This window comes from Paraburkholderia sp. 31.1, assembly GCF_014397645.1.
GTDB classification, from domain to species: Bacteria; Pseudomonadota; Gammaproteobacteria; order Burkholderiales; family Burkholderiaceae; genus Paraburkholderia; species Paraburkholderia tuberum.
On record NZ_VZQN01000002.1, the window covers coordinates 166,664 to 181,825 of the forward strand.

At 64.6% G+C, this 15,162-nt stretch carries 13 protein-coding genes, 1 tRNA gene and 1 pseudogene; 10 read left to right on the forward strand and 5 right to left on the reverse strand.

Annotated features, from left to right (window positions below; genetic code table 11):
- The first annotated feature begins 19 nt into the window (after nucleotides 1–19).
- Both F6X37_RS01935 and F6X37_RS01940 read left to right on the forward strand, forming a co-directional pair.
- Nucleotides 20–469, forward strand: a complete 450-nt coding sequence (locus F6X37_RS01935) for a MarR family winged helix-turn-helix transcriptional regulator (protein ID WP_184063596.1) — start codon at nucleotides 20–22, stop codon at nucleotides 467–469.
- A 119-nt stretch (nucleotides 470–588) separates the two neighbouring features.
- A complete protein-coding gene (locus F6X37_RS01940) occupies nucleotides 589–876 on the forward strand; it encodes a hypothetical protein (protein ID WP_184065023.1) in 288 nt (95 codons plus the stop codon).
- 120 nt (nucleotides 877–996) lie between these two features.
- Here the strand turns inward: F6X37_RS01940 and F6X37_RS01945 are convergent.
- Nucleotides 997–1,083, reverse strand: a tRNA-Leu gene (locus F6X37_RS01945).
- A 230-nt stretch (nucleotides 1,084–1,313) separates the two neighbouring features.
- On the opposite strand from F6X37_RS01945, the gene F6X37_RS01950 reads away from it, so the two are divergent.
- Entirely contained in the window at nucleotides 1,314–2,150 is an 837-nt protein-coding gene (locus F6X37_RS01950; protein WP_187610121.1) for a squalene/phytoene synthase family protein, read from the forward strand.
- A 42-nt stretch (nucleotides 2,151–2,192) separates the two neighbouring features.
- Here the strand turns inward: F6X37_RS01950 and F6X37_RS01955 are convergent.
- Nucleotides 2,193–3,406 (reverse strand): annotated as a pseudogene (locus tag F6X37_RS01955) (DUF1800 family protein).
- Between the two features lie 387 nt (nucleotides 3,407–3,793).
- Nucleotides 3,794–4,120, reverse strand: coding sequence for a hypothetical protein (locus F6X37_RS01960; protein WP_187610122.1), 327 nt, complete (start codon nucleotides 4,118–4,120; stop codon nucleotides 3,794–3,796).
- A 227-nt stretch (nucleotides 4,121–4,347) separates the two neighbouring features.
- On the opposite strand from F6X37_RS01960, the gene ompR reads away from it, so the two are divergent.
- The 3 genes from ompR to F6X37_RS01975 all read left to right on the forward strand — a co-directional run bounded on the left by ompR (nucleotide 4,348) and on the right by F6X37_RS01975 (nucleotide 7,100).
- Nucleotides 4,348–5,082 carry a two-component system response regulator OmpR gene (gene ompR, locus F6X37_RS01965; RefSeq protein WP_006048917.1) on the forward strand — a complete coding sequence of 245 codons (735 nt, stop codon included), beginning with the start codon at nucleotides 4,348–4,350 and terminating at the stop codon, nucleotides 5,080–5,082.
- A 43-nt stretch (nucleotides 5,083–5,125) separates the two neighbouring features.
- Nucleotides 5,126–6,475 carry an ATP-binding protein gene (locus F6X37_RS01970; protein WP_090804732.1) on the forward strand — a complete coding sequence of 450 codons (1,350 nt, stop codon included), beginning with the start codon at nucleotides 5,126–5,128 and terminating at the stop codon, nucleotides 6,473–6,475.
- 76 nt (nucleotides 6,476–6,551) lie between these two features.
- Nucleotides 6,552–7,100, forward strand: a complete 549-nt coding sequence (locus F6X37_RS01975) for a peroxiredoxin (RefSeq protein ID WP_090804730.1) — start codon at nucleotides 6,552–6,554, stop codon at nucleotides 7,098–7,100.
- 34 nt (nucleotides 7,101–7,134) lie between these two features.
- Here the strand turns inward: F6X37_RS01975 and ispF are convergent, their stop codons facing one another.
- The gene (ispF, locus tag F6X37_RS01980) at nucleotides 7,135–7,614 is read right to left on the reverse strand and encodes a 2-C-methyl-D-erythritol 2,4-cyclodiphosphate synthase (protein ID WP_018432029.1); all 480 of its coding nucleotides are present in this window, start codon (nucleotides 7,612–7,614) and stop codon (nucleotides 7,135–7,137) included.
- An 82-nt stretch (nucleotides 7,615–7,696) separates the two neighbouring features.
- Nucleotides 7,697–8,410 carry a 2-C-methyl-D-erythritol 4-phosphate cytidylyltransferase gene (gene ispD, locus F6X37_RS01985; RefSeq protein ID WP_187610123.1) on the reverse strand — a complete coding sequence of 238 codons (714 nt, stop codon included), beginning with the start codon at nucleotides 8,408–8,410 and terminating at the stop codon, nucleotides 7,697–7,699.
- A 121-nt stretch (nucleotides 8,411–8,531) separates the two neighbouring features.
- Here ispD and mfd point away from each other — a divergent pair, with 121 nt between their 5' ends.
- From mfd to mscL, 4 genes are all read left to right on the forward strand, one after another.
- Nucleotides 8,532–12,011, forward strand: coding sequence for a transcription-repair coupling factor (mfd, locus tag F6X37_RS01990; RefSeq protein WP_187610124.1), 3,480 nt, complete (start codon nucleotides 8,532–8,534; stop codon nucleotides 12,009–12,011).
- A gap of 171 nt (nucleotides 12,012–12,182) precedes the next feature.
- Entirely contained in the window at nucleotides 12,183–13,415 is a 1,233-nt protein-coding gene (argE, locus tag F6X37_RS01995; RefSeq protein ID WP_187610125.1) for an acetylornithine deacetylase, read from the forward strand.
- 89 nt (nucleotides 13,416–13,504) lie between these two features.
- A complete protein-coding gene (locus F6X37_RS02000) occupies nucleotides 13,505–14,539 on the forward strand; it encodes a threonine/serine dehydratase (RefSeq protein WP_090804696.1) in 1,035 nt (344 codons plus the stop codon).
- Nucleotides 14,540–14,638: 99 nt separating this feature from the next.
- Entirely contained in the window at nucleotides 14,639–15,085 is a 447-nt protein-coding gene (gene mscL, locus F6X37_RS02005) for a large conductance mechanosensitive channel protein MscL (protein ID WP_187610126.1), read from the forward strand.
- Nucleotides 15,086–15,162: the final 77 nt, after the last annotated feature.

The window sequence follows — 15,162 nt, forward strand, 5'->3', positions numbered from 1 at the left end:
CACTCATCACGGGGTGACCATGAAGGACTCCGCCAAAGCCGGGCTCGAGCAGTTCCTCACGTATCGTCTGCATGTACTGAACAAACTGGCCGAGCGCGGCATCAGCGCGCGCTACGCGGCGAAGCTCGACGTGACGCTGCCCGAAGCGCGGGTGATTGCGACGGTGGGATCGTTCGGACCGTTCTCGATCATGGAGTTGGCACGCCATGCCAATCTCGACAAAAGCCAGGCGAGTCGCGCGGCCGAAGCGCTGATCCGGCAGGGACTCGTGCAGCGCGAAGCGAGCGCCGCGGACGGCCGCGTCGTGCTGGTCTCGCTGACGCAGGAAGGCCGCGCGCTGTATCGCAAAGTGATGCCGATCGCGCGCAAGTGGAACGGCGATATGTTCGAGTGCCTCGACGAAGAGGAAAGGGCCGCGTTCGGCGCGGCGCTCGACAAGGTGATCCGTGCCATGAACGCGCGGGAGTGATAGCGCGCGGCGAACCGGCCGTGTTTGAAAAGCGCCGTTTCACGGCATTGGGCGGCGCGTGTCAAAATTGAGCCTCGGCCGACGCGCCTTCACCCTCTTTTTCATCCAGGGACGCTTTAGTGGACATCAACAAACAGGTCGCGGCACTCACCGCGTCGGAACTCCAGACCGCCGGCGCGAGCCAGGCGAGCGCGATCGCGGTCAGTGTCGTGCTGCGTCATCTTCGTTCGCCGGAACTGGCGAAACTGCTGTCGTCGGCATTTGAAAATCATCAGGCGGTGATGCTGCAAACGCCGTGGCCGGACCAGATGCTGCAGGCGTTCGAGTCGACGCGCCGTTTCCTCGAAGGCGCCGCGCAAGCGGAATTGCCGGGCTCGCAGGAAGCGCCGGGAACGCCGGGTGCCTGAGTCGCGCGGTCGCGATGAAAGGCAGCGGAGCAACACTGAGGCCTTTCAGAAGACCGCGCAAAAAAGAAAAAAACCCGTCGGTCCAAAGACTTGACGGGGTTTTTCTTGACTACCAATAAGTGGTGCGAGGGAGGGGACTCGAACCCCTACACCCTTGCGGGCGTCAGGACCTAAACCTGGTGCGTCTACCAATTTCGCCACCCTCGCAGCCGGGTACGCCGCGATGCGTCGCGCCCGATTGTCCTGTGCACTCCCAAGCGCGCTGAACACGTGCCCGAAAGCGTAAGCGCGAGATTCTAACCGATTGATTCGCGCTTGTCTGCACCCGGCGGTATCTGCGCGCGCGACGCCGATGCTACAATTTTCGGCTCGTCGAGACGGGCGCCGCGACGGACGTCGGCGCCCTTCTCGCCAGTCCTTCCCCACACTCTCATCCCGTGAATTTCGACGACTATTGCCAGCAGAAAGCGGCGCCCCCAGGATCGAGCACCTACTATGCGCTTCGCCAGGCGCGCGCCGCCAGTCAGCCGCTGTTGACGGCGCTCTTCGCATTGCGTCGCGAGTTCGAGGAAACGGTCAAGGAGACGAGCGATCCGGCGGTCGGCCGCACGAAGCTCGCGTGGTGGCAGAAAGAAATTGCCGCGCTGGCCGCGGGCTCGCCGTCGCATCCGGTGTCCAAGGCACTCGCGGCCTATCTGCCCGACGCGCAGGCCGAATATCGGGCTCTGCAGGAACTGCTCGCGGGCTTCGAGATGGATCTCGACCAGGCACGCTATCTCGACTATCCGAACCTGCGGCGCTATGTGCATGGTGTCGGTGGCAATTTTGCGTCGCTGGTGTCGCGCGCGGCTGCAACCGGATCGGCCGACGATGCCGCGCATGCGTCGGCGTGGGCCGCTCCGCTCGGCGAGGCGCTGATGCTCGCGCAGTTCGTCGCCGAAACCGGCAACGATGCCCGGCACGGCCGCATCTACGTTCCGATCGACGAGATGCAACGCTACAACGTCACCGCCGCCGATCTGATCAACCGCAAATACACCGACGCTTTCACCGATCTGATGCGGTTCGAAACGAATCGCGCGCGCGACGCGGTGCAGACCGCGCTCGCCGCGGTGCCCGCCAGCGCGCGGCGCGCGCAGCGCACGCTGCTCGCGCTCGCGGCGCTCGCGTTGGCGTTGCTCGATGAAATCGAGCGCGACGGTTATCACGTGCTGCATCAACGCATCGCGTTGACGCCGATCCGCAAGCTATGGATCGCGTGGCGCGCGAAGTAGCCTGAGCGCTGGGCGCGTCGATTCGCGCCCAGCGCCCAGCGCTCACGCCCGCAGCAACGGCAGCGGCTCGAACCGCTGCTGCAGAGTCGCAGGCGCGTCCAACCCCCACCAGGCCCGAGCACCGTCGCATAAAGCTGGCGAAAATCCACGCCGACCGGCAGGTTGCCATTCCCATCGAGCCGCGCAAGCATCGGCGGCACGCCAAACAAACCGCCCTGCACGCGACCGCCCGTCACGAAGTGCGGCGCCACCGTGCCGTGATCGGTGCCGTTGCTCTGGTTCTCGCGCGGACGGCGCCCGAATTCCGCGTACGTCATCACGAGCGTATCGTTCCACCGGCCCAACTCGACGAGCGCGGCCTGCATCGCCACCATCCCTTGCGCGAACTGTTTGAGCAACTCGGCCTGTTGTCCCGGCTGGTTCTGGTGCGTATCGAAACCGTTCAGCGTTAGCCGGATCACGGCCACGCCCTGCCCGCTCAACGGCTGCTCCAGTGGCGCGCGTCCGGCGCCAGCTATCTTCAGCGTGTCCGACGCGGCCAGCACCTGCGTTGCCGTTTTGATCGAACTGCCGAACGCGCCGCCCGGAAACGCGGTCTTCAACTGAGGCTGCCCTTGCGTCGCACGCAGACGACCGGCCGGTTTCACGATGTCGTTTTCGACGTCGAGAATAGGCGCGAGCGCGGGATTGACCAGCGCGATCGCGCGCGCGCCGTTTGCGAGCGGCCCCATTGCGGCGCGGCCGATCACGACGCCGTCGGCCGCGAAACCGATGGGCACCGGCCTCATCGCGAACGCGCGCGTGAGCCAGCCGTCGCGCAGATATTGGTCGGAGCGTGACGCGGTATCCCAGATCCCGATCGAACGGAAATGCGACAGGTTCGGCTGCGCATAGCTGACGCCCTGCACGATGGCGAGCTGCCGGCTGCGCCAGAGCGGCATCAGCGGCTCCAACGCGGGATGCAGCGCGATGCGCTCGTCGAGCTGGATCATCTGTTCGCGTTTGATGCCGATGTTTTTGCGCAGCACGAGGTACGCAGGATCGGCGAACGGGATCACGGTGTTCAAACCGTCGTTGCCGCCTTTCAGCGTCGAACTGTTGATCCAGGACGCGCCGCCCGGCCATCCTTTGAGGTTCGGCGGATAGAACAGGTTCTCGCCGAGCGCGCGTATCTGCGCGGCGAACGGCGCCGTGTCGTCGTAGCCGACAGCGAATGCGCGCAGCGCGCCGATCACGAACTCGACCGGCGACTTCACCAGCACCCCGCGATTGCCATCGCTCCAGAACGCATCGCTGAGAAAAGAGCGCGCGTAGCGTCACCTCGATGTCATAACCGCTCGCGCGAAACTGCATGGCGATCGGCTCGACGCGTGCCGGGTCCGGCGTGTCGGAGATGTGACGCTGATCCGGCGTCCATGCGTTGCGCTCGGCGCGCGTTGGGATCGGCTCGAATACAGTCGGGAGGTCGCGATATCGCTTCGCGGCGCGCTCGTGAGTAGCGTGACATCGTGAGCCGAGGCGCCTGTATGCACGAAGACGCGCACAAAAACGCGCCGGCGCTGGCGACTCAACGGAGCAGCGGATCAGAAAGTGGACGATGAAGATGCAACGGGATTTTTCACGCGGCAATGCGCGCGCTGGGATTAACGCTTGTACAACTCGCGCACGGCGTCTTCGATGTGCTGCCGCAACAGCCGACGCTCTTCGGGCGTCATATGCCCGTCGCGGCGACGTTGATCGAGATCGGGGGGAACCGCGGTGCGCAGCATCGCGTCAGAGGCAGGGCGATCGATGCTCGGGTTGTGGCGGCTGGTTCTGCCATTACCCGAGCGGGGCGCATGCTCGCTCGCCGCTCTATCCGCGGACGGCTGCGCATGAGCGAGCGTCGGGCCCAGTGTGCCTGCCAGCGTACCGGCAACCGCCAGTGCAATCACGCTCAGGCGCACGTTTGGCCAAACCCCTCCCTTCATGTTGTTCCCTTCGTGGCGCGGCAACCGGCTACCTCAGATGCGTATACAAACCCCGGTAACAGCCGGGTGCGAGAGTTTTGTCGAGTGAAGTATCCACCGAACAGCCGCATTCAGTAAAGCAGTCTAAACGCGCATACTTTACGTCGCGCCACACTGCGGGTAAATTTTGTAACCGACTGTAACCCCAGAAATGGTGTAACCGCGCACCACTTTCTAATCGCGCTAAGATGCCGACCATGGAAACCAAAAACCCTTCGAAAATCCTCGTCGTCGACGACGATCCACGCCTGCGCGATCTTCTGCGCCGCTACCTCGGCGAACAAGGCTTCAACGTCTACGTCGCCGAAAATGCGCCGTCAATGAACAAGCTCTGGGTGCGCGAGCGCTTCGATCTGCTGGTGCTCGATCTGATGCTGCCCGGTGAGGACGGCCTGTCGATCTGCCGGCGACTGCGCGGCAGCAACGATCGCACGCCGATCATCATGCTGACGGCCAAGGGTGAGGATGTCGATCGCATCGTCGGCCTCGAGATGGGTGCCGACGACTATCTGCCCAAGCCGTTCAATCCACGCGAACTGGTCGCGCGCATTCACGCGGTGCTGCGTCGCCAGTCGCCGTCCGAGTTGCCGGGCGCTCCGTCCGAGACCACCGAGGTCTTCGAGTTCGGCGAGTTCGCGCTGAATCTCGCCACCCGCACGCTGACCAAGGCCGGCCAGGAAATTCCGCTCACCACCGGTGAGTTCTCGGTGCTGAAGGTATTCGCGCGTCATCCGCGTCAGCCGCTGTCGCGCGAAAAGCTGATGGAACTCGCACGCGGCCGTGAATACGAGGTCTTCGACCGCAGCCTCGACGTGCAGATCTCGCGTCTGCGCAAGCTGATCGAGCCGGATCCGGGCAGCCCGCGCTTCATTCAGACCGTGTGGGGCCTCGGCTACGTCTTCATCCCCGACGGTGCAGCCTGAGTTTGTGCTCCGTTTTCGTTTCTGTGTCACATAAGAAGGGCCCATGCGGATCGACCGGCGCCTCCTGACGCTCGCGTTCGGCGGCCTTTTCTGGCGGACCTTTCTGCTGATCGCGCTGTTGATCGCAGTCAGTCTCGCCGCGTGGTTCCAGAGCTTTCGCGTGATCGAGCGTGAGCCGCGCGCGCAGCGCGTGGCTCTGCAACTCGTCGCGATCGTCAAGCTCACGCGCACCGCACTCCTCTATTCCGATCCCGACCTGCGGCGCGCGCTGCTGCAGGATCTGGAGAGCAACGAAGGGGTGCGCGTGTACCCGCGCGAAGCCACCGACAAATACAAACTCCAGCCCGACGAATCGTTGAATCGCCTGATCGAGCACGACATCCGCGGCCGTCTCGGCGACGACACCATAATCGCGCAGAGCGTCAACGATATCAACGGAGTATGGATCAGCTTCAAGATCGACGACGACGATTACTGGGTCGCGCTCGACCGCGATCAGCTCGACAACGCCACCGGCCTGCAATGGGCCGGCTGGGGCGTGTTCGCGCTCGCGCTGTCGCTGTTCGGCGCGGCGTTCATCACGAGTCTGGTGAACCGGCCGTTCGCGCGTCTGGCGATGGCCGCGCGCCGGGTCGGCTCGGGGCAATCGCCCGAGCCGCTGCCCGAGCGCGGCATGGGTGTGGCCGCCGAAACCAATCGAAGCTTCAACCAGATGGTGCGCGACCTCGAACAGCTCGAGGCGGACCGCGCGCTGATGCTCGCGGGCATCTCGCACGATCTGCGCACGCCGCTCGCACGGCTGCGGCTCGAGACCGAAATGAGCCCGTCCGATCAGGCCACCAAGGACGCGATGGTCGACGACATCGAGCAAATGGACATGATCATCGGCCGCTTCCTCGACTACGCGCGTCCCGTGCAGCGTGTGCCGGAACCGGTGGACCTCTCGGTGATCGCGAGCGAACTCGCCGCACGCATGCAAAGCGAGGACAGCATGCGGCTGATCACGCGGCTCGCTCCGTCGGCGGTGATCGAGGCCGATGAAACCGACATGCGTCGCGTGGTCGGCAATCTGCTCGAGAACGCGCGCAAATATGGCCTCAGCGACGGCGACGGTGTGCCGCGCGTCATTCTCGAAACGCGCGTGTCGCACTCGCGCGTCGAACTCTCGGTGGTCGACGAAGGCCCCGGCATTCCCGAAGACCAGCTCGCGCTCGTCACGCGGCCGTTCTATCGTGTGAATTCGGCGCGCACCCAGGCCAACGGCACGGGCCTCGGCATGGCGATCGTGCAGCGGCTCGTCGCCCGTTATCGCGGCGCGCTACGGCTGCGCAACCGCTCGCCCGGACCCGGGCTTGAAGTGACGATCGAGTTTCCGCTCGCGAAAAGCGCGTGAGCCGACGACGCGCGGCACCGCGCGCCGTCGCCATTCGAAACACGCCGCTTGTTGCGACTTCCGAAGGAGCCTTTGCATGAAAACCGTTGGCGATAAACTCGAAGCGTTCACCGTCATTGCCGCCAAGCCGGGCTTCAACCATCACGAAGAACACGGCGTCTCGGCGTTCGAATACATCACCGAGCAGTCGTTTCCAGGCAAATGGAAAATCATTTACTTCTATCCGAAGGATTTTTCGTTGGTCTGCCCGACGGAAATCGTCGAATTCAGCAAGCTCGTCAAGGAGTTCGAGGACCGCGAGGCCGTCTTGCTCGGCGGCAGCGTCGACAATGAATACGTGAAGCTCGCATGGCGCCGCGAGTACAAGGAGCTCGACAGGCTCAACCACTACTCGTTCGGCGACGTGAAAGGCGAGCTGATCGACCAGCTCGGCGTGCGCGACAAGGAAGCGGGCGTCGCGCTGCGCGCGACCTATATCGTCGATCCGGACAACACGATCCAGCACGTGTCGGTCAACAATCTGTACGTGGGCCGTAACCCCGAAGAAGTGCTGCGCATCCTCGACGGCCTGCAAACGGACGAGCTGTGTCCGAGCAATCGGACGATCGGCGGCGCGACGCTGTAAGCGGCACCGCCCGTCACCCAAACAAAAATCCCGTTCAGCTCCTGACCAACAACACCGCGGCCTGCGCCTCGATGCCCTCGCCGCGGCCGAGATAACCGAGCTTCTCGTTCGTCTTCGCCTTGACGTTCACGCGCTCGATCGGCAGACCGAGGTCCGCCGCGATATTGGCGCGCATCCCTTCGATATGCGGTGCGAGCTTCGGCGCCTGCGCGATCACGCTGCTGTCGACGTTGCCGATCGCAAAGCCGGCCGCCTTCACGCGCGCCACGCATTCGCGCAGCAGCACGCGGCTGTCGGCGCCGGCGAACTTCGCGTCGGTATCGGAGAAGTGGCGGCCGATATCGCCCAACGCGGCCGCGCCAAACAGCGCGTCGGTGATCGCGTGCAGCAGCACATCCGCGTCCGAGTGACCGAGCAGCCCGCGCTCGTAGGGAATCGTTACGCCGCCGATGATCAACGCGCGTCCCGGCACCAGCGCATGCACGTCGTAGCCCTGCCCAATTCTGAAATCCATGTGCGTCACGTCCTCAAGTGCTGAAGCTTTTAAAACTTCTTTAAAGCCTTTCTAAATCTTGCCAATGTACCCAGGCGCGGTTTCACGAACCGGCGGGGCGGCTCAGAATCGCCTCGGCCAGATCGAAATCTTCCGGATACGTGACCTTGAAGTTCCGCAGACTGCCTTGCACGAGCTTCGGCGCGTGGCCCGACCATTCGATCGCGCTCGCCTCGTCGGTCAGATCGTGGCCGTCGGCCCGCGCGCGCAGGATCGCCTCGCGCAGCATGCCGATGCGGAACATCTGGGGCGTCTGCGCCTGCCACAAGCCGTCACGCGATTCGGTTTGGGCGATGCGGCCATCGGCCGACGCGCGGTCGATACGCTTCAAGGTATCGGCGACCGGCAACGCCATGATGCCGCCGACCGCATCGTCCTTGAGCGAACCGATCAGCGTACGGATCAGCGCCGCCGTGATGCCCGGCCGGGCCGCGTCGTGCACGAGCACCCAGTCGGCGTCGTGGGCGCCGAACTCGGCGAGCGCGTGCAGACCGTTGAGCACCGACGCCTGGCGCGACGCGCCGCCCATGCGACGCACCGCGAAGCGCAGATTGCCGAAGCGGCGGGCGTCGAAGTGCTGGTCGTCGGGCGCGATGACGACGAGCGTCTGCGTGAATTCGCTGCACGCGTCGAACGCGGCGAGCGAGTAATACAGCATGTCGCGGCCGGCGACAGTGCGGTATTGCTTGGGCATCGCGGCGCCGGAACGGCTGCCGGTGCCTGCGCACGGGATCAGGGCAAAGAGACGGGAAGTCACGAGTGCGGATGCCGCCAGGTCAAAGTAAAGGACGGATTTTATAATAGGTCCTTCGCATCCACGCCCGTACACGCGTAAACTTGGCCGTCGCGTGAGCCCCGAGCCGCCCTTTTTCTCCTTTATGCCAGACATCGCCGCATCCTCGCAGTCCTCCCCGCCCGTCGCGCTCGTCAAGGCCGGCCAGCGTTTCGCCTTCGACGGCACGCGCGGTTCGTCCGACGCGCTGCTGATCGCCCGCTACCATCTCGCGTATCGCGAGAAAGTGCCGCTGCTTGCGGTAGTCTGCGAAAGCGCGCTCGACGCGCAGCGGCTGTCGCAGGAAATCGGCTTCTTCGCGCCGGACGCGCGCGTGCGCCTCCTGCCCGACTGGGAGACGCTGCCTTACGACACGTTTTCGCCGCACCAGGACCTCGTCTCCGAGCGTCTCGCGACGCTGCACGACCTCGGCGAAGGCCGCTGCGACATCCTGCTCGTGCCGGCCACGACGGCCTTGTACCGGATGCCGCCCGCGTCGTTTCTGGCCGCCTACACGTTCTCGTTCTCGCAAGGCGAGCGGCTCGACGAAGCGAAGCTGAAGGCGCAGCTGACGCTCGCCGGCTACGAGCACGTGAGCCAGGTGGTGCGTCCCGGCGAATATTGCGTGCGCGGCTCGCTGCTCGATCTGTTTCCGATGGGCTCGCCGCTGCCCTACCGGATCGACCTGTTCGACGACCAGGTCGACTCGATCCGCGCGTTCGACCCCGACACGCAGCGCAGCCTCTATCCGGTCAAGGACGTGCGCCTGCTGCCGGGCCGCGAATTCCCGTTCGACGAGGCCGCGCGCACCGCATTCCGCAGCCGCTGGCGCGAGACTTTCGAGGGCGATCCGAGCCGCGCGTCGATCTATAAAGACATCGGCAACGGCGTGCCGTCGGCGGGTATCGAATACTATCTGCCGCTGTTCTTCGAGGAGACGGCCACCCTCTTCCATTACCTGCCCGACGGTTCGCAACTCGGGTTCGTCGGCGATCTGGACGCGGCGATCCGGCGCTTCACCAACGACACGAAGCAGCGCTTCAATTTCCTGTCGCACGACCGCGACCGGCCGATTCTCGAACCGCAGAAGCTGTTCCTGTCGGACGAGGATTTCTTCACGTTCGCGAAACCGTTCGCACGGCTCGTGCTGCCCACCAACGGCGACGGCGCCTGGTCGATCGCGCTGCCGAACCTCGCGATCGATCGTCACGCCGACGATCCCGTCTCGGCGCTGCGCGCGTATCTGAGCACGACGCCGAACCGGGTGCTGTTCGCCGCCGAATCGGCGGGCCGCCGCGAGACGCTGCTGCAACTGCTCGCCGACAACCAGCTGAAGCCCGCCTCGGCCGACAGCTTCGCCGACTGGCTCAAGAGCGACGCGCGTTTCTCGCTCGGCGTCGCGCCGCTCGCGAACGGCTTCGCGCTGCCGGGCGACGGCATCGCGATCATCACCGAAACCGAGCTGTACGGGCCGCTCGCGCGCCGCGCGGGACGCCGCCGCCAGGAACAGGCGAGCAACGTCGATTCGATGGTGCGCGATCTGTCCGAGCTGAAGCTCGGCGACCCGGTCGTGCATTCGCAGCACGGTATCGGCCGCTACATGGGTCTCGTGACGATGGATCTCGGCGAAGGCGAAACCGAGTTCCTGCATCTCGAATACGCGGGCGACAGCAAGCTCTACGTGCCGGTCGCGCAATTGCACGTAATCTCGCGCTATAGCGGCGCCGATCCGGAAAGCGCGCCGCTGCATTCGCTCGGCTCGGGCCAGTGGGAAAAGGCCAAGCGCAAGGCCGCGCAGCAGATCCGCGACACCGCCGCCGAGCTGCTCAACCTGTACGCCCGCCGTGCCGCCCGCGAGGGCCACGCGTTCGCGCTCGAACCGAAGGACTACGTGAAGTTCGCCGAGAGCTTCGGTTTCGAGGAAACGCCGGACCAGGCCGCCGCGATCGCGGCCGTGATCGGCGACATGACGAGCGGCAAGCCGATGGACCGGCTCGTATGCGGCGACGTCGGCTTCGGCAAGACCGAGGTCGCATTGCGCGCCGCGTTCATCGCGGTGATGGGCGGCAAGCAGGTCGCGCTGTTGGCGCCGACCACGCTGCTCGCCGAACAGCACACGCAAACCTTCAGCGACCGCTTCTCCGACTGGCCGGTGCGCATCGCCGAGCTATCGCGCTTCAAGTCGACCAAGGAAGTGAACGCGGCGATCCGGCAGATCAACGAAGGCTCGGTCGACATCGTGATCGGCACGCACAAGCTGCTGTCGTCCGATGTGCAGTTCAAGCGGCTCGGACTCGTGATCATCGACGAGGAGCATCGCTTCGGCGTGCGTCAGAAGGAGGCGCTGAAAGCGCTGCGCGCGGAAGTCGACGTGCTGACGCTGACCGCGACGCCGATTCCCCGTACGCTCGGCATGGCGCTCGAAGGCCTGCGCGATTTTTCGGTGATCGCAACGGCGCCGCAAAAGCGCCTCGCGATCAAGACCTTCGTGCGGCGCGAGGAAGACAGCGTGATTCGCGAAGCAATGCTGCGCGAGTTGAAGCGCGGCGGCCAGGTCTACTTCCTGCACAACGAAGTCGAGACGATCCAGAATCGCCGGCAGATGCTCGAAGAGCTGGTGCCCGAAGCGCGCATCGCGGTCGCGCATGGACAGATGCACGAGCGGGAACTGGAGCGGGTGATGCGCGACTTCGTCGCGCAACGCGCGAACGTGCTGCTGTGCACGACGATCATCGAAACCGGCATCGACGTGCCGAGCGCGAACACGATCCTGATCCACCGCTCCGACAAGTTCGGCCTCGCGCAATTGCATCAGCTGCGTGGCCGCGTCGGCCGCTCGCATCACCAGGCGTACTCGTATCTGCTCGTGCACGATCCGCAGGGGCTCACCAAGCAGGCGCAACGGCGGCTCGAAGCGATCCAGCAGATGGAGGAACTCGGCTCGGGCTTCTATCTCGCGATGCACGACCTCGAAATTCGCGGCACCGGCGAGGTGCTCGGTGACAAGCAGTCGGGCGAGATTCACGAGATCGGCTTCCAGCTTTATACCGACATGCTCAACGACGCAGTGAGGGCGCTCAAGAACGGCAAGGAGCCAGACCTCACCGCGCCGCTCGCCGCGACCACCGAGATCAACCTGCATTCGCCGGCGATCCTGCCGTCGGACTATTGCGGCGACGTGCAGGAACGTCTGTCGCTGTACAAGCGCCTCGCGAACTGCGAACACAACGATTCGATCGACGGCATCCAGGAAGAGCTGATCGACCGCTTCGGCAAGCTGCCGCCGCAGGCGCATGCGCTGGTGGAGACGCATCGACTGCGGCTCGCCGCGAAGCCGCTCGGCATTTCGAAGATCGATGCCGGTGAAGCGGTGATCGGCCTGCAGTTCATCCCCAATCCGCCCGTCGACGCGATGCGGATCATCGAGATGGTGCAGAAGCACAAGCACATCAAGCTCGCGGGTCAGGACAAGCTGCGAATCGAAACGCGCAGCCCGGATCTCGCGGTGCGCGTCGCGACCGTCAAGGAGACCTTGCGCGCGCTCGGTTCGCCGAGCCGCGGCACGGCGGCGGCGCCGGCTCGCTGAGCGCGGCACGCTGGGCGCACAGGCTCGTGAAAACCGCAAAAAACGGGGGGACGTCCCCCGTTTTTTGCATCGATGCTGCGCTGCGCCAACGCGAGCCCCGGCTTTTTGGACATCCTGACGAAAATGCAATTTGGGATATGATCGATAGACACAAAACGCTGGAGTCATGTCATGTCTCACGTCGCTGAAACAGCGCAATCGTTGCAGTCGTCCGCCTCCTCCACGTCCCCCGCTTCTCCGATATCTCTGCCTTGGGTCACCCGTCTCGTGTCGATGGACACGGTGAGCCGCAATCCAAACCTCGGCCTGATCGAAACCGTGCGCGACGAACTGCGCGCGGTCGGTATCGACGCGACGCTGACGCACGGCAAGGGCGGCAAATGGGCGAACCTGTTCGCGACGATTCCCGCGCACGACGGCGAAACGAACGGCGGCGTCGTACTGTCGGGCCACACCGATGTCGTGCCGGTGGACGGCCAGCAATGGGACAGCGATCCGTTCAAGCCGGAGATTCGCGGTGACAAGCTCTATGGCCGCGGCACCTGCGACATGAAGGGCTTCATCGGCGCGGCGCTCGCGCTCGTGCCGGACATGCTGCGCACGAAGCTCGCGAAGCCGATCCACTTCGCGCTGTCGTTCGACGAGGAAGTGGGCTGCGTGGGCGCGCCGCTTCTGATCGCCGATCTGATGAAGCGCCGCGTAAAGCCGGACGGCTGCATCGTCGGCGAGCCGACCAGCATGCGCCCGATCATCGCGCACAAGGGCATCAACGCGTATCAGTGCTGCGTACGCGGCCAGGCCGCGCATTCGTCGCTGACACCGAAGGGCTTGAACGCGATCGAGTACGCGGCTCGCCTGATCTGCTACATCCGCGACATGGCCGACCAGTTCCGCGCGCAAGGCCCCTTCGACGAACTGTACGACGTGCCGTTCAGCACCGCGCAGACCAGCACGATCACGGGCGGCAACGCAATCAACACGGTGCCGGCCGAATGCCAGTTCCAGTTCGAGTTCCGCAATCTGCCGACGCTCGATCCCGAGCAGATCTTCGCGCGCATCGACAGCTACGCGCGCGAAACGCTGCTGCCGAAAATGCTGCGCGAGCACCCGTCGGCCGCGATCGAGATCACGAAGATCGCCGCGGCGCCCGGACTCGATTCGTCCGAACAGGCCGCGATCACGCAGCTCGTCCGCGCGCTGACGGCCGACCAGGACAAGCGCAAGGTCGCATACGGCACCGAGGCCGGCCTGTTTTCGAACGCGGGGATTCCGAGCATCGTCTGCGGCCCCGGCGACATCCAGCAGGCGCATAAGGCGAACGAATTCGTCGAGCTCGCGCAGCTCGTCGCGTGCGAGCGCTTCTTGCGCAAGTTCATCCACAGCATGTCGGTCGAGGCCGCTTAGCCCGTTTCGTTGCAGCGGCGCGCAGCCGCAGTGAACCTGCGCGCCGAGCCACGGGCCTCAGCGACATCGACGACTCCGGAGCGACCGCCATGTCCAGCGCCATGCCGCAGCACACGGATCACACGATCGACGGTGAGCCGATCCCCACGCTCGACGACATCGCCGCGCAGCACTTCGCGTTGACGCCCTGGGTCGCGCGCACGCCGGTGTTCGACCGGCTCGACTTCTCGTCGCTGCGCGGCACCGTCGTCAATTTCAAGTTCGAGCTGCTGCAGGCGGGCGGCAGCTTCAAGGCACGCGGCGCCTTCACGAACCTGCTCGCGCTCGACGACGCGCAAAAGAGCGCGGGTGTCACCTGCGTGTCGGGCGGCAATCACGCGGTGGCGGTCGCCTATGCGGCGATGCGGCTCGGCGTCAGCGCCAAGGTCGTGCTGTTCAGCGCGGCGAATCCGGCCCGCGTCGCGTTGTGCCGCGAGTACGGCGCCGACATCGTCTATGCGGAAGATCTCGCCGAAGCGTTCGAACTGGTGCGCCGCGTCGAGGCCGAGGAAGGCCGCTATTTCGTGCATCCGTTCAACGGCTATCGCACGGTGCTCGGCTCGGCGACGCTCGGCTACGAATGGGCCACGCAAACGCCCGACCTCGAAGCGGTGATCGTGCCGATCGGCGGCGGCGGACTCGCGGCCGGGGTCTCCACCGCGCTGCGGCTCGCGAATCCGAACGTGCACGTGTACGGCGTCGAACCCGAAGGCTCGGACGTGATGAGCAAGAGTTTTGCCGCCAACCATACGGTCAGAATGGGCCACATGCACAGCATCGCCGATTCGCTGATGTCGCCGCATACCGAGCAATACAGCTACGAGCTGTGCCGCCGCCATGTCGATCGGATCGTCACCGTGTCCGACGACCAGTTGCGCGAGGCGATGCTGATCCTGTTCAATCAGCTGAAGCTCGCGGTCGAGCCGGCTTGCGCGGCCGCCACGGCCGGATTGCTCGGACCGCTGCGCGAACAGTTGCAGGGCAAACGCGTGGGCGTGCTGCTGTGCGGCGCCAATATCGACCCGGTCAGTTTTGCCGCGCATCTGGAGCGCGCGCGCCATAGCGAGTCACAGTTTCCTCATTAGCGACGCGCAGCAGATGCGCTTGTTGCCTTGCGGCTAAAGCACTAGCCTATCCGCTTCAGGTTGGTATGATTCGGCTATTCACATCAGGGAGGTGTAGGTATGAGCATGGTCCAGGAATTTAAAGAATTTGCCCTCAAAGGCAACGTGATGGATCTGGCGGTCGGTGTGATTATCGGCGGCGCGTTTTCCACCATTGTCAATTCCGTGGTTAAAGACCTGATCATGCCGGTTGTCGGGGTCGCTACCGGCGGCCTCGATTTCTCCAATCTGTTCGTTCGCCTGGGCCATATTCCGGCCACTTACAAAGGCAACCCCGAATCGTATAAAGACCTGCAAACGGGTGGCGTGGCGGTGTTCGGTTACGGTTCGTTCATTACCGCGACGATCAACTTCATCATTCTCGCGTTCATCATCTTTCTGATGGTCAAGTTCATCAACAAACTGCGCAAGGAGCCGCAAGCCGCGCCGGCGGAGCCGCCGCCGCCGCCGGAAGACGTGCTGCTGCTGCGCGAGATCCGCGATTCGCTGAACAACCAGCAGCGTTAATCGTCGAATCAAGCTCGGGTTGGACGGCCTGAGCCAGTGAAATCAAAAGGCCTGTTGCGATCGGCGTCGCGACAGGC